Origin of the sequence: Xaviernesmea oryzae (genome assembly GCF_900109605.1) — a bacterium.
Lineage (GTDB): Bacteria > Pseudomonadota > Alphaproteobacteria > Rhizobiales > Rhizobiaceae > Xaviernesmea > Xaviernesmea oryzae.
In genome coordinates, this window is record NZ_FOAM01000016.1 from 59,993 (window position 1) to 81,400 (window position 21,408).

Below are 21,408 nucleotides of genomic sequence, written 5' to 3' on the forward strand. Positions count from 1 at the left end.
TCCCTCACCGCCCCAGATAGTTCTCGATGACCTTAGGGTCGTTCGAGACGAAATCGATCGAGCCTTCGGCCAGGACGGAGCCTTCCGCGAGGCAGGTGACCTTGACGCCGAGATCACGGATGAAGCCCATATCGTGTTCGACCACGACGACGGAGCGGGTCTTGGCGATGTCTTTCAAGAGCAGCGCCGTCTCGCTGGTTTCGGCATCGGTCATGCCGGCCACGGGCTCGTCCACCAGCAGGAGTTTGGGCTCCTGGGCAAGCAGCATGCCGATCTCAAGCCACTGCTTCTGGCCGTGGGAGAGATTGGCGGCATAGTCGTCCTTGCGCGCGGTCAGCCTGACAGTGGCGAGAATCTCCTCGATGCGGGCCTTGTCCTCAGCCGTCAGCCGATAGAACAGGGTGGAGAAGACGCCGCGCTTGCGGTTCAGCGCCAGTTCCAGATTGTCCCAGACCGTGTGGCTTTCGAACACGGTCGGCTTCTGGAATTTGCGGCCGATGCCGAGCTGGGCGATCTCAGCCTCGTCCTTGCGTGTCAGATCGACGGCGCCGTCGAAATAGACCTCGCCCTGGTCCGGCCGGGTCTTGCCGGTGATGATGTCCATCATCGTCGTCTTGCCGGCGCCATTCGGGCCGATGATGGCGCGCAGTTCGCCCGGCTCCACCACGAAGGACAACGCATTCAGCGCCCTGAAACCGTCGAAGGAGACGGAGACATTGTCGAGATAGAGAATGCTGTTGGTGATCTTGGCATCCATGATGGCTACTCCGCGGCCTGAGGTTCTGGCGTGCCGACGGTGGCGGGCGCCGGGGATACAGCGCGGCCTTTTTCGGCCGCCACAGCCTTCTGCCGTTCCGCCCGGTTCTTGGCGCCCTGCATCACCGTGCCGACGATGCCCTTTGGCAGGAACAGCGTGGTGGCGATGAACAGCGCGCCAAGCGCGAAGAGCCAGAATTCCGGGAAGGCGGCGGTGAAGATGCTCTTGCCGAAATTGACCAGGATCGCGCCGATGATCGGGCCGATCAGCGTGCCGCGCCCGCCGACCGCCGTCCAGATGACGACTTCGATGGAGTTGGCCGGAGCGAATTCGCCGGGATTGATGATGCCCACCTGCGGTACGTAGAGTGCGCCGGCAATGCCTGCCATCATCGCCGAGACCGTAAAGATGAAGAGCTTCATGTTCTCGACGCGATAGCCGAGAAAGCGGGTGCGGCTTTCGGCATCGCGCACACCGATCAGCACCTTGCCGTATTTAGAGCGGACGACGGCGGAGGCGAAGATCAGCGCAAGCGCCAGCATCAGCGCAGTGCTCGCGAAGAGCGCGGCGCGGGTCTCGGGCGCCTGGATGTTGGCCCCGAGAATGTCCTTGAAATCGGTCAGGCCGTTATTGCCGCCAAAGCCCATTTCGTTGCGGAAGAAGGCGAGCAGCAGCGCATAGGTCATCGCCTGGGTGATGATCGAGAGATAGACGCCTGTCACCCGCGAGCGGAAGGCGAACCAGCCGAAGACGAAAGCGAGCAGGCCGGGCACGAGGAGCACCATGAGCGCCGCGAACCAGAACTGATCGAAGCCCGTCCAATACCAGGGCAGCTCCTTCCAGTTGAGGAAGACCATGAAATCCGGCAACAGCGGATTGGCATAGACGCCGCGCGCGCCGATCTGGCGCATCAGATACATGCCCATGGCATAGCCACCGAGCGCGAAGAAGGCGCCATGGCCGAGCGAGAGAATGCCGCAATAGCCCCAGACAAGATCCAGCGCCAGCGCCAAGAGCGCATAGCAGAGATATTTGCCCATCAGCGGCACGAGATGGTCGGGCACATGCAGAATGCTGCCAACAGGCGTCAGAAGATTGGCGAGCGGCACCAGAATGGCGGCGGCGAGGATCAGCGCGGCGACGATGAGCGTCTTCTTCTCGTGCCGGGAAAGGAGAAAGTCTGTGATCATTGTTCGATCGCCCGTCCCTTGAGCGCGAACAGCCCGCGCGGCCGCCGCTGGATGAAGAGGATGATGAGCACCAGGATCAGGATCTTGCCGAGCACGGCGCCGGCATAGGGCTCCAAGAACTTATTGGCGATGCCGAGCGAAAGCGCACCCACCAGCGTGCCCCAGAGATTGCCAACGCCGCCGAAGACCACGACCATGAAACTGTCGATGATGTAGTTCTGGCCGAGATTGGGCGAGACATTGTCGATCTGGCTGAGCGCCACGCCGGCCATGCCGGCAATGCCGGAGCCGAGCCCGAAGGTCAGCGCATCGACATAAGGCGTGCGGATGCCCATGGAGGAGGCCATGCGCCGGTTCTGGGTCACCGCGCGCATCTGCAGGCCCAGCCGCGAGCGCTTGAGCAGCGTCAGGAGCGCGAAGAACACGGCGAGCGAAAAGACGATGATCCAAAGCCGGTTCCAGGTCACCGCCAGCCCGCCGACATCGACCGTGCCGGACATCCAGGAGGGATTGTCGACCTGACGGTTGGTGGGGCCGAAAATGGTGCGGATCGCCTGCTGTAGGATCAGCGACAGGCCCCAGGTGGCGAGCAGCGTTTCCAGCGGGCGGCCATAGAGGAAGCGGATGATGCCGCGCTCGATGGCAATCCCGATCAGCGCGGTAACCAGGAAGGCGGTGGGCACGGCAATGGCAAGGCCAAAGGTGGCGAAACCGGGCGCATAGGTCGCCACGGCCTGCTGCACCACATAGGTGGTGTAAGCGCCGAGCATCACCATTTCGCCATGCGCCATGTTGATGACGCCCATGACGCCGAAGGTGATGGCCAGCCCGATGGCGGCGAGCAGCAGAACGGAGCCGAGCGACAGGCCATACCAGATGTTCTGCGCCACATCCCAGAGCGCCAGCTGGCGCGCGATGCCGTCGATCTTGCCTTGGATCAGCGGCGCGAGATCGGCGGGCGCGCCTGCGAGTGCGGTCTGGAGAATGGTCAGCGCCTCGCGATTGCCGCGCGCGGCCACGGTATCGATCGCCGCCTTCTTGTCCTCGATCGAGTGGTCCGACTTCAGCACCATCACGGCGCGGGCAGACTCAAGCAGGCTTTTGATCGCGCCGTCTTTTTCTTGTGCCAAGGCACCATCCACCAGCGACAGCTGCGCGGGGTCAGCGCTTTTCAGAATATCCTGCGCGGCGGAAAAACGCTTGTTCCGGTCGGGGCTGAGCAGCGTCAGCTGGCTCATGGCGGTCGTGATCGCACCGCGCAACGTGTTGTTCAGCCGGATCTTCTGCAAGCTTCCGGCGGAAACGCCCTCGGACGGTGTCCCGGTCAGGGGATCGGTAACGGCATTGCCGGCGCCGACGCGATAAACCGCACCGCCCGCCTTGGGCGCATAAAGCTCGCCATCGGAGAGATAGGTCAGGATCTCCGGCACCTTGGGATCGCCGGTCGCCGCCAGCGTCTTAACGGCCTCGGCGCGCTCGGGAAAGCCGCCGGTTCCGAGCGCATTGATCAGCGGGCGCAGCGCCTCCTGCGCGGCGGCCGGAGACAGGCCAAAACTGGCCATCATGACGAGGGCGGCCAGAGCGAGACGAAGCGCAGCCCAAGGCCGGAGCAATGCCATCAGACGAAGTTCGGATCTGGCGCGCGTCATGGAGCGATCTTTCCTGCTTTTCCCGGCCTGCCTGCTTTGCGCGGGCCAAAGCCAGTCTGCCTGCTTTTTGAAACAACCGGGCCGGTTTGGGGTGGCCAGGGAAGGCTGAGCGAGGCCGCAGCGCCGCATCAGGCCCTTGCGCATGGCAAAGCCATCACCCGTCTCGAAGAAGCATCAACCGTGCCAAGTCGATCTCAGCCCGCCATCCCGCCAGGAGAAAGCGGCCGGATGGCGGAACCGAGCGCCGCGACCGCTGGCAGCCGCAGCGCTGGCGGGGGAAGCGGACGGCGCCCCCGCCATGGCATGTCACAGGATCGGGATCAGCTGCCCTTGCCGCCGCACTTGCCGGTCTTGACGTTGAAGTTGCCGCAGGACATCGGCTTGCGCCAGTCGGAGATCAGGTCCTTGGAGTCGGGCAGATAATCCGACCATTCGTCACCGACGACGGCAGGCGTCTGCTGGACGATTTCGAACTGGCCGTCCTCCTGGATTTCCCCGATCAGCACCGGCTTGGTGATGTGGTGGTTCGGCATGACGGTGGCATAGCCGCCGGACAGGTTCGGCACGGTGGTGCCGATGATGCTGTCGAGCACGGCGTCGGTATCGGTGGTGCCGGCGGCCTCGACGGCCTTCACCCAGGCATTGAAGCCGATATAGGCGGCTTCCATCGGGTCGTTGGTCACGCGCTTGTCGTTCTTGGTAAAGGCGTGCCAGGTCTTGATGAACTCGGCATTGGCGGGCGCATCGACGGACTGGAAGTAGTTCCAGGCGGCGAGATGGCCGACCAGCGGCTTGGTGTCGAGACCGGCAAGTTCTTCCTCACCGACCGAGAAGGCGACGACAGGGATATCCGTGGCCTTGACGCCCTGATTGCCCAATTCCTTGTAGAAGGGCACGTTGGCGTCGCCGTTGATGGTCGAGACCACGGCGGTCTTCTTGCCGGCCGAGCCGAAGTCCTTGATCTTGGCCACTTCGGTCTGCCAGTCGGAGAAGCCGAACGGGGTGTAGTTGATTAGGATGTCTTCCTTCGGAATGCCCTTGGCGATCAGATAGGCTTCCAGGATCTTGTTGGTCGTGCGCGGATAGACGTAATCCGTACCCTCGAGCACGAAGCGCTTCACGCCTTCGGTGTTCATGAGGTAATCGACGGCTGGAATGGCCTGCTGGTTCGGCGCGGCACCGGTGTAGAAGATGTTGCGCGAGGATTCCTCGCCTTCATACTGCACGGGGTAGAACAGGATCGAGTTCAGCTCCTCGAAAACCGGGAGCACGGATTTGCGGGAGGACGAGGTCCAGCAGCCGAAGACGGCGGCGACCTTGTCAACCGAGATCAGCTCACGCGCCTTTTCGGCAAAGAGCGGCCAGTCGGAGGCCGGGTCGACCACGACGGCTTCGAGCTTTTTGCCCAGCAGGCCGCCCTTCTTGTTCTGCTCGTCGATGAGCATCAGCATGGCGTCCTTCAGCGTCGTTTCCGAGATCGCCATGGTGCCGGAGAGCGAATGGAGAACACCGACCTTGATCGTATCGTCAGCGGCGAAGGCGCCGTGGAAAGCGGTGGTCGCCAGCATGCCGGCGATCAGGGCGCTCGTAAGCAAGCTCCTGCGATTCATTGTGTTTTCCCCTCTTGTTGCGTGAGCCAGCCGGTAAACGAAGTCTTAAACCTCGGCTGTCTGTGGCGACTATCGGGCGGAATTGTGCAGCGCGACATACGTCATTTGACGTAAGCCCGGGGGGAAAGCCTGCGCAGATGGGGGATCGATGGCGGGCCATCGCGCAGGCGAAACGAAAAAAGGGCCGACGCGAAGGCCGACCCTTTCCCCTTTTGCGTGCTGGCGGGCGCGCCTAAGCCTTGTGCGGCTGCAGGGCTTCGCCGTTCGGCGTCTTTCGATCGAGCGAGAAGGCGATCACCGCCGAAAGCGCCATGAACCCGCCGACGACGAACATCGGCGCCTGATAAAGCCCTGTCGCGTCCTTGAGCAAGCCGGTGATGTAGGGCGCAGCGAAGCCGGCAATATTGCCGATGGTATTGATAAGCGCGATGCCCGCAGCCGCAGCCGGACCGACGAGAAAGCGCGAGGGAATCGCCCAGAAATTCGGCAGGGCGGCGAAGATCGCGCAGGCGGTGATGGTGATCATCAGGATCGTGGTCTCGGGCGAGCCCATCAGCAAGGCAGCGGGAATGCTCAAAGCGCCGATCATGGCCGGCAGGCCGATATGCCAGCCCTGGACACCGCGCTTGGCGACGAACCGGCTCCAGACATAAATGGCGACCGCCGCCGGCAAATAGGGGATGGCCGTGATCAGGCCCTTGTCGAAGACGTCGAACTTGGTGCCGAACTTGCCTTCGAAGCCCGCGATGATGGTGGGCAGGAAAAAGGCGATGGCATAGAGCCCGTAGATCAGCCCGAAGTAGAGTGTGGACAGCAGCCAGACCCGCTTATCGGACAAGGCCAGGCCATTGATGCGGCCATGGGCGACAATCTTGGCCTTGTCTTCGCGCGCCAGCTCGTCGGTCAGCCAGCTGCGCTCCTGAGGGGTGAGCCACTTGGCATCGGCCGGCTTGTCAGACAGGTAGAACCAGCTGATAATGCCGACGACGATGGCCGGCAGCGCAACGCCGAAGAACATGATGCGCCAGCCTTCCAGGCCGAACAGGCCATGGGCCTGGATCAGAGAGGCGGCGAGAGGCGCGCCGAGCACGGTGGTCAATGGCTGGGCGAGATAGAACAGCGCCAGGACCGTGTTACGGTGGCGCAGCGGCACCCAGGAACTCAGAAACAGGATGGCGCCGGGGAAGAACCCGGCCTCGGCCACGCCGAGAAGAAAACGCAGCACATAAAGCTGCGGCACGCTGCTGACCCAGGTGAACAGCAGCGCCACAATGCCCCAGCTCACCATGATCCGGGCCAGCCAGCGGCGCGCGCCGTATTTGTGCAGCGCCAGATTGCTCGGCACTTCCAGAACGATATAGCCGAAGAAGAAAATGCCCGCGGCAAAACCGAATTGGGCTGCCGTCATCGCCAGATCGTTCGTCATCCCGTTCGGCCCGGCAAAGGAAATTGCCGTTCGATCGAGGAAGTTGATGAAGAACATCAGGCCGATGAACGGCACGAGCCGCCTCGTCACCTTGCGAACCGCCGAGCGCTCGATTGCGCCCGTATCCAAACTTTGCACTGCCATGGCCTCTCCTCCCGTCTGATGCCGCTAGCCCTCCCTCCGGGCTAAGGCGGGTCCGCCATCCGGTCGACAGGCTCCTCCAGCCCGACCGTGCAACCCCTTCCCCGGTTTATGAAGCTTGGTGAGGTCTCCGCAATCGATTAAAACGAATCTGCTTGTGAGGAAAACTCACAGAGAAGGAAGCCAGATGTCCAGCATGCCATCGCTCAATGCTTTACGGGCCTTCGAAGCCGCAGCCCGGCACCGCTCCGTGACCCTGGCGTCCAGTGAGCTTTTCGTTACGCACGGCGCTGTGAGCCGACAGGTCAAAGCGCTTGAAGAGGCGCTTGGTGTAACCCTTCTGGCCAAGACTGCGCGAGGCATGGAGCCGACACCGGAGGGCCAGCGGCTGGCGGAAGGGCTGGCCAGCGCCTTCAAGCTGATCCAGGAAAGTGTCGCGCGGGTCAGACCGGAACCGTTGACCCTCTCCTGCTCCTCCTCGATCATGATGGGTTGGATCATCCCACGCATCGGGCAGTTCCACGAGCTGCATCCGCAAATCGAGCTGCAGTTCAATCTCAATTTCAGCCGCATCGACTTCGTGCGCGACAAGATCGGCATGGCGATCCGGTCCAGCATCATCGAACCGCCGCAGGACGCGGTGATCCGCGAATTGGGGGTGGAGGCGATCGGGCCTGTCTGCGCGCCCGATTATCTTGAACAGGCCGGCATCCGCCAGCAAACGGACCTGCCGGCCGCCACGCTTCTGGCAAGCCGCACCCGCCCGGAGGCCTGGCGGGACTGGCAGGGCGTGGCCGGGCTTGGCGGTGAGGCACTGGCGGCCAAAACCAGCTTCGACCATTTTTATCTGCTGATCCAGGCGGCAGCCTGTGGCCTGGGCATGGCGGTGGTGCCGCGCATGCTGGTGATGGAACAGCTTTCCGCCGGACGGCTGGTGGCACCCTTCGGCTTCAAGCCCGGGCCACGGCGCATTGTGCTGTGGGTTGCGCGCCATCTTGCCGGACGGCCTGACGCGGTCGCGTTGGAACGATGGCTGATAGCGGAAATGCGCGCGACCTCAGACGCGCTTTCCTGATCCTGGCCGCTTGCCAAGGCGCCGATTCTCATGAACATGCCCAGGAGATGGTCAGGCCCCGAGGAAGGATAATTTTTAGGCATGTCCGCACGCCAGCGCATCATCCCCATTCGGCGCGACTATAATCGTTGGGTCGCCGACCAGACGCTGGAAGATTATGCTCTGCGTTTCACTGCCAAGAGCGCCCGGCGCTTCTCCTCCAGCCGCATTTCGCAGACGGCGATCGGGGCGATTTCCTTCCTGGCGCTGGAAGCCATCGGCGGCACGATCACGCTCTCCTATGGCACGACCAACGCCGCTCTCGCCATCCTCGTCGCAGCGCTCGCCATGCTCATCATTGGCCTGCCGATCAGCCGCTACGCCATTCGCCACGGAGTGGACATCGACCTACTGACCCGGGGGGCAGGCTTCGGCTACATCGGCTCCACGGTCACCTCGCTGATCTATGCCAGCTTCACCTTCATGCTCTTCGCCATCGAGGCCTCGATCATGACCGGCGCGCTGGAACTGACCTTCGGCATTCCGCCCTGGCTCGGCTATATCATCAGTGCTGTCGTGGTCATTCCGCTCGTCATCTATGGCGTTCGGCTGATCTCGCGCTTCCAGCTTCTGACCCAGCCTTTCTGGATCACGCTCAACATCCTGCCGTTCGTTTTCATCGCCTTCGCCGATTGGGAAAAGGTCGATCTCTGGCGCGCCTTTGCCGGCATCGGTCATTCCAATGCTCAGGTAGGCGGCGCCGCGCCTTTCAATCTGCTGGAGTTCGGCGCGGCCTCGGCGGTGATCCTGGCCTTGATGCCGCAGATCGGCGAGCAGGTGGATTTCCTGCGCTTCCTGCCGCCCGAAGGCGGTCGCAAATGGCGCCATCGGCTCGCCGTCTTCCTCGCGGGGCCCGGCTGGGTGGTGGTCGGCGTGCCAAAGCTCCTCGCCGGTTCCTTCCTGGCGGTGCTCACTCTTTCCGCAGGCGTGCCCGCCGGCCAGGCCGCCGATCCCGCCCATATGTATGTCACCGCCTTCGGCTATATGATCCCCAACGAAACGGCTGCTCTGCTTCTGATGTCGGCCTTCGTCGTGGTCTCGCAGCTAAAGATCAATGTGATGAACGCCTATGCCGGGTCGCTGGCCTGGTCGAATTTCTTCTCACGGCTGACCCACAGCCATCCCGGCCGCGTGGTCTGGCTGGTCTTCAACGTCTCCATCGCGCTGCTTTTGATGGAACTGGGCATCTACCGGCTCCTGGAGGCGACGCTCGGCATCTTCTCCATCATCGCCATGGCCTGGCTCTGCACCATCTCGGCCGATCTCTTCATCAACAAGCCGCTGGGGCTTGCGCCTGAAGGCATCGAGTTCAAGCGCGCCCATCTCTACGATATCAATCCGGTCGGCACCGGAAGCATGCTGCTGTCGGCCGGCATTGCGCTCTCGGCACATTTCGGCCTCTTCGGTCCGGTCGCGGCCTCTCTCTCGACCTATGTGACACTGGCCGCCTTCCTGATCTCGCCCGCGCTCGCCTGGGCAACCGGGGGGCGCTATTATCTGGCCCGCAAGCCGCGCGCCAGCTGGAAAGCCAGGCAGGCGATCACATGCTCGATCTGCGAACATCCGTTCGAGCCCGAGGACATGGCCTGGTGCCCGGCCTATGCCGCCCCGATCTGTTCGCTCTGCTGCTCGCTCGACAGCCGCTGCCACGACATCTGCAAGCCGCATGCGCGGATCAATGCGCAGACCGCCGTCCTTGCCCGCCGGCTGCTGCCGGCGCGGCTGGTGGAAAGCCTGTCGAGCCGGCTCGGGCGCTATGCGATTGCGGTGGTGCTGTCCGTCAGCGGGCTCGGCGCGATCCTCATGCTGATCGCCCATCAGATCGGCGCGGTCTCGCCCGAGGCAGCGGCGATGATCGATCGCACCGTCGGCGTCGTCTTCTTCGTCTTCGCCGTCATCGCCGGCATTGTCTGCTGGTTCTATGTCTTGGCGCATGACAGCCGCGTGGTGGCGGAAGAGGAATCCTCTCGCCAGACGACGCTGCTCTTGAAAGAGATAGCCGCACACAAAAAGACCGACGCCGCCCTGCAAAAGGCCAAGGAGACGGCCGAGGCCGCCAACCGGGCGAAGAGCCGCTATGTCGTCGGCTTGTCGCATGAACTACGCACGCCGCTCAATGCCGTGCTTGGCTATGCGCAGATCCTGGAGCGCGACGCGACAATACCGAAGGAACGGCAATCGGCCATCAAGGTCATCCGCCGCTCGGCCGAGCATCTCTCCGGCCTGATCGACGGGCTTCTCGATATTTCCAAGATCGAGGCCGGGCGGCTGCAGGTCTATTCCAACGAGATCCATCTTGGCGATTTTCTCGACCAGATCGTCGACATGGTTCGCCCGCAGGCGGAAGCCAAGGGACTGGCCTTTCTCCATCGCCGCGCCGCAAGCCTGCCGGCCTATGTGCGCACCGACGAGAAAAGGCTGCGTCAGATCCTCGTCAACCTCCTGACCAATGCCATCAAATTCACCGAAACTGGCGAGGTTCGTTTTGAAATCGGCTATCGCAGCCAGGTGGCGAGCTTTACCGTGGCCGATACCGGGCGCGGCATTGCTGTGGACGAACTGCCACGGATCTTCGAGCCCTTCCAGCGGGGCAAGGCCGAGCACGTGCGGCGCCAGCCGGGCCTCGGCCTCGGCCTCACCATCACGCGGCTTCTGACCCAGACGCTGGGCGGCGAGATCGCGGTGGAGAGCTCCCGCGATATCGGCTCGACATTCCGCGTCCGCTTGATGCTGTCGGCCGTCGACAGGCCGGCCATCGCCAGCCGCCCCGCCCAACGGACCGTAACGGGCTATAAGGGCGCACGGCGCACCGTCGTGGTCGTGGACGACAATGAAGACCATCTCGACCTCATGCGCGAGCTGTTGACCCCGCTCGACTTCGTCGTTCTTACTGCGAATGGCGGGCCGGACTGCCTGGCCCTGATCGAAGGCATCAAGCCGGATCTGTTCTTCGTCGATATCTCCATGCCCGACATGGATGGCTGGCAGCTTGTAACGCGCCTGCGCGCGGCCGGACAGCTCGCCCCGATCATCATGCTGTCCGCCAATATCGGCGACGGCTCGGCCGCCGCCGGCGAGGATGGACATACGGACACGCTGGCCAAGCCCTTCGACATCAGACGCGTGCTGGACAAGCTGGCACTTCATCTGAAGCTGGAATGGATCTACGAGGATCCCGCAGCCGCACAAACCGCCCTGCCGCCTGCGCCGCTCGTTCCGCCTGCCGCCGATCATTTGGCCGAGCTGATGCGCCTTGGCGAGATCGGCTATATCAGAGGCATCGAAGCGAAACTCACCGAGCTTGCCCGCGACGCGGCGTATCAACCCTTTGCCGAGGCCGTGCGGACTTATATCAAGGCCTTCGACATGGAGGGCTATGCCGGATTCCTGGCTGGCCTCGATAGCGCCGAGGCGGAAACATCCTCGCCCAAATCAGAGGAGAGCCGTTCTCATGGCTGACGCGAGCCCACGCGACATCATCCTGATCGTCGATGACAGTCCGGAGACGCTGGGCTTCCTCACCGATGCGCTGGAGCAATCCGGCTTTTCCGTGCTGATCGCAACCTCCGGCCGGGCCGCCATCAATGTGGTCGACCGGATCACGCCCGATCTGATCCTGATGGATGCAGTGATGCCCGGCATGGACGGCTTCGACACCTGCCGGACGCTGAAGCGCCAACCGGCCATCGCCCCCGTGCCAGTGATCTTCATGACCGGGCTGACCGAAACCGAGCATGTCGTTCACGCCCTCGAGTCCGGCGGGGTCGATTATCTGACCAAGCCGATCAACATCGACGAGTTGCGCGCCCGCATCCGCGTCCATCTCTCCAACGCACGCTCGGCCCAGAGCGCGCGGGCGGCGCTGGATGCTGCCGGGCGCCATCTGCTGGCCGTGCGGGGGGACGGATCCCTGCACTGGTCGACCCCGCAAGCCAACCGGCTCGTCAATGCAGCGATCGAAAGCGACGACGGCATGGACGCGCTGAGCGGCGATCTCAAAGGCTGGATGCGCGCGCGCAGCGATGGCGATGCTGAACCGGGCCTGACCATCGAGCGCAAGGGCGCCCCGGTGCTTCAGCTCGCCTTTGTCGGCGCCATCGGCCCGGATGAATATCTCTTCCGCCTGACCAGTATCCGCACCGCAAGCGACGACGCCCTGCTGCGCGGCCACTTCGGCCTGACGCAGCGTGAGGCCGAAGTGCTGGCCTGGATTGCCAAGGGCAAGGCCAACCGCGACATTGCCGAGATTCTCGGCCTGTCCGCCCGCACGGTCAACAAGCATCTGGAACAGATCTATGTGAAACTCGGCGTGGAAAACCGCGCCTCCGCTGCCGTCAAGGCAGTGGAGGTGTTGCATGAAGGGCAGGCCTAGAGCGGGCTTTCAGGCGAAAAGCGTGAGCGGTTTTCGCCTGAAGGTCCGCTTTGACTTGTTGATATCAATCCTGATGATCCAGGGGCAGCTCAGACCCGTTCCAGCGGATGATGCGGCAGCGGCGGCAGGATGATCGTGATCGGATCACCTGGTCGCACCGTGCCGCTCTTCAACACAACGGTCATGATGCCGGCCTTGCGCACCAGCCTGTCCTGGTCGTCCTTGTAGACCAGCGCCTTGAGCAGGCCGCTGCGAAAAGCCTCGATCTGCGGACAAGGATTGCGCAAGCCCGTGACCCGCAGCACGGCATCCGGGCCGATCTGCAGCAGCGTATCGCGCGGAAGATCCAGAAGCGCGATGCCCTCCGTCACGATGTTTTCGCCAAGATCGCCGGGCCGAATGGAAAAGCCCTGACTTTCCAGTTCGGCAAAGAGTTCGCCTTGGATCAGATGAACCTGGCGGAGATTGGGCTGGGTCGGATCGACCGCCACGCGTGACCGATGCTTGACCGTCACGCCCGCATGCGCATCGCCGCGCACACCGAAATTCTCGACGATGTCGATCGCCTCGACCAGCGTCTTGGAGAAGGCATGTTCGGATTTCAGGGCGACGGATGTGACGGTTGGCATGATGGTCTCCGAGACTGGGGATGCGCCCTGTTCGCAAGTCCTCGTGACGTCTCGCAAGACCGCACGTCAGGGCTCGGCGGTTCGGTCATAAAACCTTCCTGCCGCAAAACATAGAGACCTTGTCGATGACGCGTCGGAATGGCCTGCCTTCCTCCCTTCACGGGAAGGCCCCCTGTCGCTTCTGCAACAAGGGGCCCTATCCCGGCTGGAAGGAAATTTTCTCCAAACCTCAAACGATCAGGAAATCATGCGCATCGATCACGCCATGGCCGGCGATCTTAGCAAACAGAACGGGCGCTCCCTTTCCAGACCCATCGGCGTCATAGAAAAGACCGCCCGTCTTGCTGTTATAGAGGATGCGATCGTCGGCCTCATGCGCAATGCCCTTCACATTCGACGCGAATGCACCATCCGGCAGCACGCCGACCGTGAGCTTCTTGAAGATCGTGTGATCGAGAACGATGTGATCGAGCCCGGATTGGAAGTCGGTGATGACATCGACATTCTTGGCCTTGTCGAGTTTCGTGTTGAAAACGAAGCGATCGGCACCGGCGCCGCCTGTCAGAACGTCATTGCCGAGCCCGCCAGAGAGCGTATCGTCGCCATCGGAGCCCACCAGCTTGTCATTTCCTTTGGCCCCGATGATCGTATCCGCCTCCTGCGAGCCAAGAAGCGTATATCCGCCGTTCTTATTGGCGACCGACAGCTTCACCTGGCCCGTTGCCGTCGCGCCGTCACTGTCCGAAACCGTGTAGGTGAACGTCGCCGGACCGGAGTAGCCCTTCGTCGGGGTGAAATAGACGTCCTTTCCTTTCAGCTCGACCTTTCCGTGCGTCGCACCGGAAACGGCGACGATCTTCAAGGGCTGAGCAAGCTCGGGATCGCCGTCATCATCATTGCCGAGAAGGCTGTGAGCCGCGATCTTGAATGGCTTGCCGCTACCTGGAATTTTCAAGCCGACATCGGCATGCGCGATCGGCGCATCATTGACGGGCGTGATATCGATCGACACGGTGACGGGGTCCGAATTCAGGCCGCCATCGACAGCCTTGTAAACGAAACTGTCCTGACCGTTGTAATCCGCGAAGGGCTTGTAGATGAACCCGCCATCGATATCGATGCTCAAGGCGCCATGCTGCGGCCCGGAAACGAGGCTTGCGGCAATCGTGGCCGCACCATTGTCATTGTGCAAAACACCTGAGACCGGCGCGACGACGAGCGGCGTATCTTCGGCCGTGATGTAGTGATCGGCCTGGGCGCTCGGCGTCGTGTGCTGCGTCGGCATCAGCCGCTGAAGGGCAAAATTATAGGTGCCGTCGTTAAAGCGCGCGAACTCGATATTGACGAGTTTGTCGCCACCATCCGATCCACCTGTGACGCTGTAACCGGCGCGGCCGTCATCGAGCGTGATCGCCTGAATCTGGTAATCGGCAAAGTTGCCGCTATAGATCGCCGTATCGCGACCGCCAGCCCCGTCTATGAAGTCGGCCCCGCGCCAACCGTTCAGTTCATTGTCGCCATTCGAGCCGATGATCCGGTCATCGCCGCTGCCGCCCACGACGTTTTCGATTCCGGTCAGGGTGTCGTGATCGATCTCGGCTCCATCGGCCGTTCCGGCCGTGAGGTCGACGACCACACCCTGCGTCGTGCTCATATAGGTGATCGTATCCGTATCGGCGCCGCCATCATAGACGTCATTGCCACGCCCATGACCCGCGATCAACGTATCGTTGCCCGCGCCGCCGAGCACGACATCGTCACCATCGCCACCGTAGAGGATATCGTCGCCGGCGCCGCCATCGAGCCGATCGTTGCCGGCGCCACCATCGAGGAAATCGTTTCCGTCGGTGCCATGCAGGTCGTCATTGCCGGTCGTACCGATCCCCGACACCTCGCCGTTGCGAACGGCAAAACGCCAGACACCAGTCCCGGCTGTGCCCTGGATCCCATCCAGGCCGAGCATCAGGCTCTCGACGCCGGATTGCGGCAGTTCGAAATAGTGAACGCCGTCACCCGCAGAAAACCCGGCGCGCGCGACATGCCCGCCAAGGCCGTTCGTGCCGCCCGATGCATCGCCGGTCACCCAATTGATGCCATTGTAACGGAAAATAATATCGAAATCGCCGTGGCCCTGATCGACGAGTTCGAGCTGGAAAGAGTCGAACTTCGACTGATGATCCGCGTTTGTCGCATTATAATAATCGACATTCTGCCAAGTCGCGATGAACGAATGCCGCGATGCATCAAATCCGTAATGAGTCAGAGAGCCGGCACCGCGTGTGTCGACGTCTGCCCAGAACGGCGCGATGATCGAAAGATTGCTGTCGCCGCCAATATCATTGGGCGTATATCGATAGAGTGAATTACCGAACGTCACATTGCCATTATTATTGACGTAGAGGCCATTGAATTGATGGCCGAAGAAGTTGATGCCACCTGTGAAGATGGATCTGACGTCAATGAAGTTGCTGCTTCCGTCGTCATTGGCTGAAATTGTATTGCTGCCGATGGGAGCGAACGTGTTATCCAAAGAGCCGTTATTGATGTCGACCATGTCGAATCCTCGCCGTGCTGCGAATTGGGGACGCATTCCGGCGCCTTTTATGGCAACGACCTGAATTTGAGTCAATACTTGAAAACGAATGTCTTATTTACGGGGCTTACGATATCGCGTTTTCTCAAATGCGCTCAAGCCGCCGTACTCATTCGTCACGGGCACGCGCCTCTCTGACAGGCCTCGACCCGCGGACTTCTCCAGCGCTGCGACGGCCTTCATGGATCGATCGCAGGGCGCTTTCGACTATGGGCTGGGCTTGCTGCGCGCGCATCATGTTCGCGTCGCATTTGCCCATTTGATCTGTCGCTCAAACCCGCTGAACAACGAAAAAAGCCCGGCGCGTGCGCACCGGGCTCCTCACTTCGCACAAGGTGCGAAAGCTTACATCTGCTGGAAGTAGCTGTACTTGCCGTCCGGGCCCTTCTTCCACTCGTACATGACGTAGCCGGGAAGCTTCGGGTCGCCCTTGGCGTCGAAGGACATGTCACCGAGAACCGTCTTGAACGGGCCCTTGGCCTTCATCGCTTCGGCAACCTTTTCCGCTTCGAGCGAGCCTGCGGCCTTGGCGGCTTCGGCAATCGACTGAAGAGCGGCGTAGGAATAAAGCGTGTAGGCTTCCGGGTTGAAGCCGGCGGCCTTGAACTTCTCAACCAGTTCCTTGTTTTCCGGGCGCAGCGTCGGGTCCGGGCCGAAGGTGTTGAGCGTTCCGGCGACGGCGTCGCCCGCGATCGAGGCCAGTTCGTTGGAGACGATGCCATCGCCCGAAACGAGGGTTGCCTTCAGGCCCTGATCGGCGGCCTGGCGGATGATCAGGCCGGCTTCGGTGTGCAGGCCGCCCCAGTAGATGATCGAAACGCCCGACTGCTTCATCTTGGCGATCAGCGCCGAGAAGTCCTTGTCGCCGGTGTTGACGCCTTCATAGAGCACTTCCTTGACGCCGGCGGCGTTCATCGCCTTCTTGGTTTCGTCGGCGAGGCCCTGGCCATACGGCGTCTTGTCGTGGATGACGGCGATCTTGGCGTCCTTGAACTTCTCAGCCAGATACTTGCCGGCAACGCCGCCCTGCTGGTCGTCACGGCCGCAGGTGCGGAAGGTGTTCCACAGGCCGCGTTCGGTGAACTTCGGGTTGGTGGCCGCAGGGGTGATTTCCAGGATGCCGCTTTCGGCATAGACTTCCGACGCCGGGATCGAGACGCCCGAGTTGAAGTGGCCGATCACGAACTTGACGCCATCAGCGGCAAACTTGTTGGCGACCGAGATGCCCTGCTTCGGGTCGGAAACGTCGTCGCCGAGAACGATCTTGATCTGCTCGCCATTGATGCCGCCGGCAGCGTTGATATCGGCGGCGGCCTGCTCGGCGCCCTTCTGCAGCTGTGCGCCGAATGCGGCGTTCGGGCCGGTCAGCGGGCCGCCGACACCGATCAGGATCTCAGCCTGGGCGTAACCGCCAAAGGCCGCCATGGCGCTGAAGGCCACGGCCGACAAAAGTACCTTTTTCATCCTGTAACTCCCAAAGTGTTCGAGCGGGTCTGTTGGCAATCCGGCATCGTCCCCACTATGACGCCGCCGGAAACTTTTAAGATCGGCATGCCGGGCTTGCCGCCCGATCCGCCGTCCGTTCCCTTGTTATTTTGCCTTCCAGGAAAAGGGCGAAGCCTTCTCGTAGAGCCAGTAGTAGCTCGTGGTCATCTGCTTCGTGCGATAGAAGCGGAAGCCAGCGGTAGAAAACAGCAAAAGCACGATCGTGTCCACGATGTAGTATTGCAGCGTGAACATCGTGCCGCCAAACAATGCGTGATGAACGAAGCGGATCGCCACGCCGAGCAGCGCCGTGTAAAACACCACCAGACCGTAGTCCTTCCAGCTGTCGGCGACGCTCTTGCCGGTGCGCCAGGCGGTCCAGCCGCCGATGATGCAGGTGATCATCACGAACTGCGCGAAGGAGGCTTCTTCGTAGAGAATGCCTTGCATGGGGTTCGTCTCCTTGAAAGACCGGGAGGCGGCGTTAGTGACGCCCGCCCTCCAGATAGGCCGCGCGCACTTCCGGATTGGCGAGCAGCTCGCGTCCGCCACCCGTCATCGTCACCTGGCCGTTGACCATGACATAGGCGCGGTGCGACAGCTTCAGTGCGGCAAAGGCGTTTTGCTCCACCAGGAACACGGTCAGTCCTTCGGTTTCGTTCAGCTTGCGGATCGCCTCGAAGATGCCCTTGACGATCAGCGGCGCGAGGCCGAGCGACGGCTCGTCCAGAAGCAGGAGCTTAGGCCGGGCCATCAGCGCGCGGGCGATCGACAGCATCTGCTGCTCGCCGCCCGACAGCGTGCCGCCGCGCTGGCTCTGGCGCTCCTTCAGCCGCGGGAAGAGCGTGAACATCTTCTCCACGTCCTCATCGAAATACTTCAGATTGTCGAGGCTGGCGCCCATCTGAAGGTTTTCATAAACCGTCATGCGCGGGAAGATCCGCCGTCCCTCCGGCGATTGCGCGATGCGCAGCCGGGCGATCTCATGGGTCGGCATGCGGGTGATGTCACGGCCCTCGAACAGGATCTGCCCGGTGCGCGCCTGCGGGCTGCCGCAGATCGTCATCATCAGCGTCGATTTGCCGGCACCGTTGGCGCCGATCAGGCAGACGATTTCGCCCTTCTGCACCTCGACATCGACGCCGGCGAGCGCGCGGATATTGCCGTAATAGGTCTCGACGGCCTTGACCTGAAGGATCGGCGTCATTTCTGGCCTCCCTCCACTTCGTGGGCCACCTCTTCCACTTCCGCGATCACCTCTTCGACCTCATCATCCTCGACGCCCAGATAGGCCGCGATGACCTTCGGATCGTTCTTTACGAAATCGGGTGTCCCGTCGGAGATCTTTTGCCCATATTCGAGCACGACCACATGGTCCGAGATCTCCATGACGACGGACATGTCATGCTCGATCAGCAGGATCGACGTGCCGGTATCGGCGCGGATGCCCTGCAGCAACGTATTGAGCGCTAGGGATTCCCGCGGGTTGAGACCGGCGGCCGGCTCGTCCAGGCAGAGGAGCTCCGGCCCGGTGCACATGGCGCGGGCAATTTCCAGCCGGCGCTGAGCGCCATAGGGCAGATCGCCTGCCGGATCGTCGGCCCGCTCGGTGAGCGAAGCCTTGTCCAGCCAGTATCGGGCGAGCTCGATCGATTCCTTGGAGGCCTTGCGATAGGCGGGAAAGCCGAAAAGCCCCAGGATCGTGTAGCCCGACGCGCGCATCAGCGCATTGTGCTGAGCGACGAGCAGATTTTCCAGAACGGTCAGGCCGGTGAACAGACGGATGTTCTGGAAGGTACGGGCCACCTTGGCGCGCTTGGTGATCTCGAAATCCGCCAGACGCTCCAGGAGATAGTCCTGCCCGCCTTTCTGGCGCAGCGTCATCATGCCCATGGTCGGCTTGTAAAAGCCGGTGATGCAGTTGAACACCGTCGTCTTTCCGGCCCCGTTGGGGCCGATCAGCGCGGTGATGTCGCCGCGCCGGCATTCGAACGACAGGTCGTTGATGGCCATGAGGCCACCGAAGCGCATCGAGAGATGCTCGACCTTGAGGATCGGGTCTTGCGCTGCGGCGCCCGCTGCCGCCTTTGTCGTCGGAGCGGAAGCCATCAGCCGTGCCCTTCCTTGGTAAAGCTCGAGGAAACGCTCTTGCGTTCGTGGAGAAAGGCGCTGGGCTCACGCGAGCCCACGAAACCGCGGGGTTTGAGCACCATGACCACGACCATGGCCAGGCCGAAGATCAGCATGCGGTAGAGCTCGGGCGTGAAATCGGGCCCGAACACCGCCTTGAGGAAGGTGAGTTCGCGCAGGATTTCCGTTCCGCCGATCATCAGCACGGCCGCAACGGCGATCCCGACCAGCGACCCCATGCCGCCCAGAACGACGATCGCCAGGATGACGGCCGATTCCAGGAAGACGAAGGATTCCGGCGAGACGAAGCCCTGGCGGGCCGCGAAGAAGGACCCGGCGAAGCCACCGAACATGGCGCCTGTCGCAAAGGCCGTCAGCTTCGTCGTCACCGTATTGATGCCGAGCGAGCGGCAGGCGATTTCGTCCTCGCGCAGAGCCTCCCAGGCGCGGCCGACCGGCATGCGCCGCAGGCGGATCGTCACGAAGGCGGTCAGCAGCGCCAGCGCCAGGATCACGTAGAACAGGAAGATCTTGTAATAGGCGGCCGACATCGGCAGCCCCCAGACCTTGGCAAAATTGTTCGCCGCACCGACATCGAAGGAATAGATGCCGAAGATCGAGGCCTTGGCCACGCCCGACACACCGAACGTGCCTTGCGTCACATCCGTCCAGTTGATGAGGACGAGGCGGATGATTTCGCCGAAGGCGAGCGTGACGATCGCCAGATAGTCCCCCCGCAGGCGCAGGACGGGAAAGCCCAGCACCATGCCCCAGACGGCGGCCAGCAGGCCCGAGAGCGGCAACAACACCCAGAAGGACAGGCCGAGATGGGTGGACAGCAGCGCATAGGAATAGGCGCCGACCGCGTAGAAGGCGACATAACCGAGATCGAGCAGGCCGGCGAGGCCGACGACGATGTTCAGACCCCAGGCCAGCATCACATAGATGAGGATCTGGATGCCGAAATTGTCGACCCACTTCAGCGAGCCCTGCGTGCCGAACAGCGCCACCATCAGCGGCGGATAGAGCACCAGCGCGATGATCGCGATGGTGGAAAAATTGCGTCTGAAATAGCTTGGCTGCAGTTCCAGATCCGAGGCTTCGGACTTGGCCGTGCGCCGGCGCTTCAGGAAGGGCTGTACATAGAGCACGCCGATGAAGCGCGCGACCATGGCCACGCCGACGAAGATGGCGAGCAGTCCCCAGCGCTGGACTAGGATCAGCTCGTTGGAAATGTTCTGATCGGTCTTCAGACCGACATAGAGAACGAAGAGGCCGAAGGCGATGATGCCGGCAAAGACGGCCTCGCGCAGGGCCCGCGCCGTCGATGAAGCTTCGGCACGTGCGGGATTGGCGGAAACAGTGGCCATCTCTTTAAACCTTCTCGACCTCGGGGCGTCCGAGAATGCCGGACGGCTTGAAGATCAGCACGATCGCCAGGATCGAGAATGTCGCCACGTCCTTGTAATCGATGGTGAAATAGGCGGACCAGAGCGACTCGATCAACCCGATGAGCAGACCGCCGAGCACCGCGCCCGGAAGCGAGCCGATGCCGCCGAGAACGGCTGCGGTAAAGGCCTTGACCCCGGGAATAAAGCCATCCGTGAAGACCACGACACCATAATACATCAGATACATGGTGCCGGCGACGGCAGCCAGCGCCGCGCCCATGATGAAGGTCACGGAAATCGTGCGATCGACGTCGATGCCGAGCAGCGCCGCCATCTTGCGATCCTGCTCGGTGGCGCGCTGGGCGCGGCCAAGCGGCGTCCTGTGGACGATGTACCAGAAGACCGAGAGCAGGATGGCGGTGATCAGGATGATGATGATCTGCTTCAGCGAGATCGAGATGCCGGCGATGTTATAGACCGAGGAGACCAGCGGCGGGATCGGCTTGTTGCGCGGGCCCTGGGTCACCTGGATGAAATTCGACAAGGCGATCGACATGCCGATGGCGGTGATCAGCGGCGCCAGGCGGAAGGAGCCGCGCAGCGGGCGATAGGCCACACGCTCGATCGTCCAGTTCCACAAGGATGCCATGATCATGGCGACGATCATCATGATGAGAAGCGCAAGGACAACAGGAATGCCGGCAAACAGACTGGTCAAAGCCAGGAAGACGATGAGGGCGGCGAAACCGCCCAGCATGAAGATGTCGCCATGGGCGAAGTTGATCATGCCGATGATGCCGTAGACCATCGTATAGCCGATGGCGATCATTCCATAGATCGAGCCGAGAGTCAGCCCGTTGACGAGCTGCTGGACGAAATATTCCATCAATTTTTCCCCGGGGGCCGACGTGACGGAAAGCC

16 protein-coding genes are annotated in these 21,408 nt (G+C 62.2%); 3 read left to right on the forward strand and 13 right to left on the reverse strand.

All coding sequences use genetic code 11. The features are described 5' to 3' along the window. Nucleotides 1-4 precede the first annotated feature (4 nt). The 5 genes from urtD to BMX61_RS18545 all read right to left on the reverse strand — a co-directional run bounded on the left by urtD (nt 5) and on the right by BMX61_RS18545 (nt 6,776). On the reverse strand, nt 5-757 hold the full coding sequence (gene urtD, locus BMX61_RS18525; protein WP_075625648.1) for an urea ABC transporter ATP-binding protein UrtD: 753 nt from the start codon (nt 755-757) through the stop codon (nt 5-7). Nucleotides 758-762: 5 nt separating this feature from the next. Next, on the reverse strand, nt 763-1,947 hold the full coding sequence (gene urtC, locus BMX61_RS18530) for an urea ABC transporter permease subunit UrtC (protein WP_075625649.1): 1,185 nt from the start codon (nt 1,945-1,947) through the stop codon (nt 763-765). Next, nucleotides 1,944-3,512, reverse strand: a complete 1,569-nt coding sequence (urtB, locus tag BMX61_RS18535; RefSeq protein ID WP_092742921.1) for an urea ABC transporter permease subunit UrtB — start codon at nt 3,510-3,512, stop codon at nt 1,944-1,946. The genes urtC and urtB overlap by 4 nt, the downstream gene beginning before the upstream one ends. Nucleotides 3,513-3,916: 404 nt before the next feature. Then, nucleotides 3,917-5,206 carry an urea ABC transporter substrate-binding protein gene (urtA, locus tag BMX61_RS18540; protein ID WP_075625650.1) on the reverse strand — a complete coding sequence of 430 codons (1,290 nt, stop codon included), beginning with the start codon at nt 5,204-5,206 and terminating at the stop codon, nt 3,917-3,919. Nucleotides 5,207-5,438: 232 nt separating this feature from the next. Next, nucleotides 5,439-6,776, reverse strand: coding sequence for an MFS transporter (locus BMX61_RS18545; protein ID WP_075625651.1), 1,338 nt, complete (start codon nt 6,774-6,776; stop codon nt 5,439-5,441). 184 nt (nt 6,777-6,960) lie between these two features. On the opposite strand from BMX61_RS18545, the gene BMX61_RS18550 reads away from it, so the two are divergent. The 3 genes from BMX61_RS18550 to BMX61_RS18560 all read left to right on the forward strand — a co-directional run bounded on the left by BMX61_RS18550 (nt 6,961) and on the right by BMX61_RS18560 (nt 12,259). Continuing rightward, nucleotides 6,961-7,848 (forward strand): LysR substrate-binding domain-containing protein, encoded by an 888-nt coding sequence (locus tag BMX61_RS18550; RefSeq protein WP_075625652.1) that lies wholly within the window; start codon nt 6,961-6,963, stop codon nt 7,846-7,848. Nucleotides 7,849-7,929: 81 nt separating this feature from the next. Beyond that, nucleotides 7,930-11,346, forward strand: coding sequence for a hybrid sensor histidine kinase/response regulator (locus tag BMX61_RS18555; protein ID WP_075625653.1), 3,417 nt, complete (start codon nt 7,930-7,932; stop codon nt 11,344-11,346). After that, complete coding sequence (locus tag BMX61_RS18560) at nt 11,339-12,259, forward strand: response regulator transcription factor (RefSeq protein ID WP_075625654.1); 921 nt, start codon at nt 11,339-11,341, stop codon at nt 12,257-12,259. The genes BMX61_RS18555 and BMX61_RS18560 overlap by 8 nt, the downstream gene beginning before the upstream one ends. An 89-nt stretch (nt 12,260-12,348) precedes the next feature. On the opposite strand, the gene BMX61_RS18565 is transcribed toward BMX61_RS18560, so the two are convergent. The 8 genes from BMX61_RS18565 to BMX61_RS18600 form a co-directional block, all read right to left on the reverse strand. Further along, nucleotides 12,349-12,888: an MOSC domain-containing protein gene (locus BMX61_RS18565; RefSeq protein ID WP_075625655.1), complete on the reverse strand. Its 540-nt coding sequence runs from the start codon at nt 12,886-12,888 to the stop codon at nt 12,349-12,351. A gap of 229 nt (nt 12,889-13,117) precedes the next feature. Beyond that, nucleotides 13,118-15,442 carry a nidogen-like domain-containing protein gene (locus tag BMX61_RS18570; protein ID WP_075625656.1) on the reverse strand — a complete coding sequence of 775 codons (2,325 nt, stop codon included), beginning with the start codon at nt 15,440-15,442 and terminating at the stop codon, nt 13,118-13,120. Between the two features lie 384 nt (nt 15,443-15,826). Beyond that, nucleotides 15,827-16,945 (reverse strand): branched-chain amino acid ABC transporter substrate-binding protein, encoded by a 1,119-nt coding sequence (locus BMX61_RS18575; RefSeq protein WP_075625657.1) that lies wholly within the window; start codon nt 16,943-16,945, stop codon nt 15,827-15,829. A gap of 126 nt (nt 16,946-17,071) precedes the next feature. Then, nucleotides 17,072-17,416: a DUF6867 family protein gene (locus BMX61_RS18580; protein ID WP_075625658.1), complete on the reverse strand. Its 345-nt coding sequence runs from the start codon at nt 17,414-17,416 to the stop codon at nt 17,072-17,074. A gap of 34 nt (nt 17,417-17,450) precedes the next feature. Then, nucleotides 17,451-18,173: an ABC transporter ATP-binding protein gene (locus BMX61_RS18585; protein WP_075625659.1), complete on the reverse strand. Its 723-nt coding sequence runs from the start codon at nt 18,171-18,173 to the stop codon at nt 17,451-17,453. Beyond that, nucleotides 18,170-19,075 carry an ABC transporter ATP-binding protein gene (locus BMX61_RS18590; RefSeq protein ID WP_075625660.1) on the reverse strand — a complete coding sequence of 302 codons (906 nt, stop codon included), beginning with the start codon at nt 19,073-19,075 and terminating at the stop codon, nt 18,170-18,172. The genes BMX61_RS18585 and BMX61_RS18590 overlap by 4 nt, the downstream gene beginning before the upstream one ends. Continuing rightward, complete coding sequence (gene livM / locus BMX61_RS18595; protein ID WP_075625661.1) at nt 19,075-20,466, reverse strand: high-affinity branched-chain amino acid ABC transporter permease LivM; 1,392 nt, start codon at nt 20,464-20,466, stop codon at nt 19,075-19,077. The genes BMX61_RS18590 and livM overlap by 1 nt, the downstream gene beginning before the upstream one ends. Nucleotides 20,467-20,470: 4 nt before the next feature. After that, nucleotides 20,471-21,373, reverse strand: a complete 903-nt coding sequence (locus BMX61_RS18600) for a branched-chain amino acid ABC transporter permease (protein ID WP_075625662.1) — start codon at nt 21,371-21,373, stop codon at nt 20,471-20,473. Between the last annotated feature and the right edge of the window lie 35 nt (nt 21,374-21,408).

Excerpts from the sequence above, each read along its gene's own strand:
- urtD (WP_075625648.1), bottom strand. The coding sequence starts at position 757 with ATGGATGCCAAGATCACCAACAGCATTCTCTATCTCGACAATGTCTCC.
- urtC (WP_075625649.1), bottom strand. The coding sequence starts at position 1,947 with ATGATCACAGACTTTCTCCTTTCCCGGCACGAGAAGAAGACGCTCATC.
- urtB (WP_092742921.1), bottom strand. The coding sequence starts at position 3,512 with ATGATGGCCAGTTTTGGCCTGTCTCCGGCCGCCGCGCAGGAGGCGCTG.
- urtA (WP_075625650.1), bottom strand. The coding sequence starts at position 5,206 with ATGAATCGCAGGAGCTTGCTTACGAGCGCCCTGATCGCCGGCATGCTG.
- BMX61_RS18545 (WP_075625651.1), bottom strand. The coding sequence starts at position 6,776 with ATGGCAGTGCAAAGTTTGGATACGGGCGCAATCGAGCGCTCGGCGGTT.
- BMX61_RS18550 (WP_075625652.1), top strand. The coding sequence starts at position 6,961 with ATGTCCAGCATGCCATCGCTCAATGCTTTACGGGCCTTCGAAGCCGCA.
- BMX61_RS18555 (WP_075625653.1), top strand. The coding sequence starts at position 7,930 with ATGTCCGCACGCCAGCGCATCATCCCCATTCGGCGCGACTATAATCGT.
- BMX61_RS18560 (WP_075625654.1), top strand. The coding sequence starts at position 11,339 with ATGGCTGACGCGAGCCCACGCGACATCATCCTGATCGTCGATGACAGT.
- BMX61_RS18565 (WP_075625655.1), bottom strand. The coding sequence starts at position 12,888 with ATGCCAACCGTCACATCCGTCGCCCTGAAATCCGAACATGCCTTCTCC.
- BMX61_RS18570 (WP_075625656.1), bottom strand. The coding sequence starts at position 15,442 with ATGGTCGACATCAATAACGGCTCTTTGGATAACACGTTCGCTCCCATC.
- BMX61_RS18575 (WP_075625657.1), bottom strand. The coding sequence starts at position 16,945 with ATGAAAAAGGTACTTTTGTCGGCCGTGGCCTTCAGCGCCATGGCGGCC.
- BMX61_RS18580 (WP_075625658.1), bottom strand. The coding sequence starts at position 17,416 with ATGCAAGGCATTCTCTACGAAGAAGCCTCCTTCGCGCAGTTCGTGATG.
- BMX61_RS18585 (WP_075625659.1), bottom strand. The coding sequence starts at position 18,173 with ATGACGCCGATCCTTCAGGTCAAGGCCGTCGAGACCTATTACGGCAAT.
- BMX61_RS18590 (WP_075625660.1), bottom strand. The coding sequence starts at position 19,075 with ATGGCTTCCGCTCCGACGACAAAGGCGGCAGCGGGCGCCGCAGCGCAA.
- livM (WP_075625661.1), bottom strand. The coding sequence starts at position 20,466 with ATGGCCACTGTTTCCGCCAATCCCGCACGTGCCGAAGCTTCATCGACG.
- BMX61_RS18600 (WP_075625662.1), bottom strand. The coding sequence starts at position 21,373 with ATGGAATATTTCGTCCAGCAGCTCGTCAACGGGCTGACTCTCGGCTCG.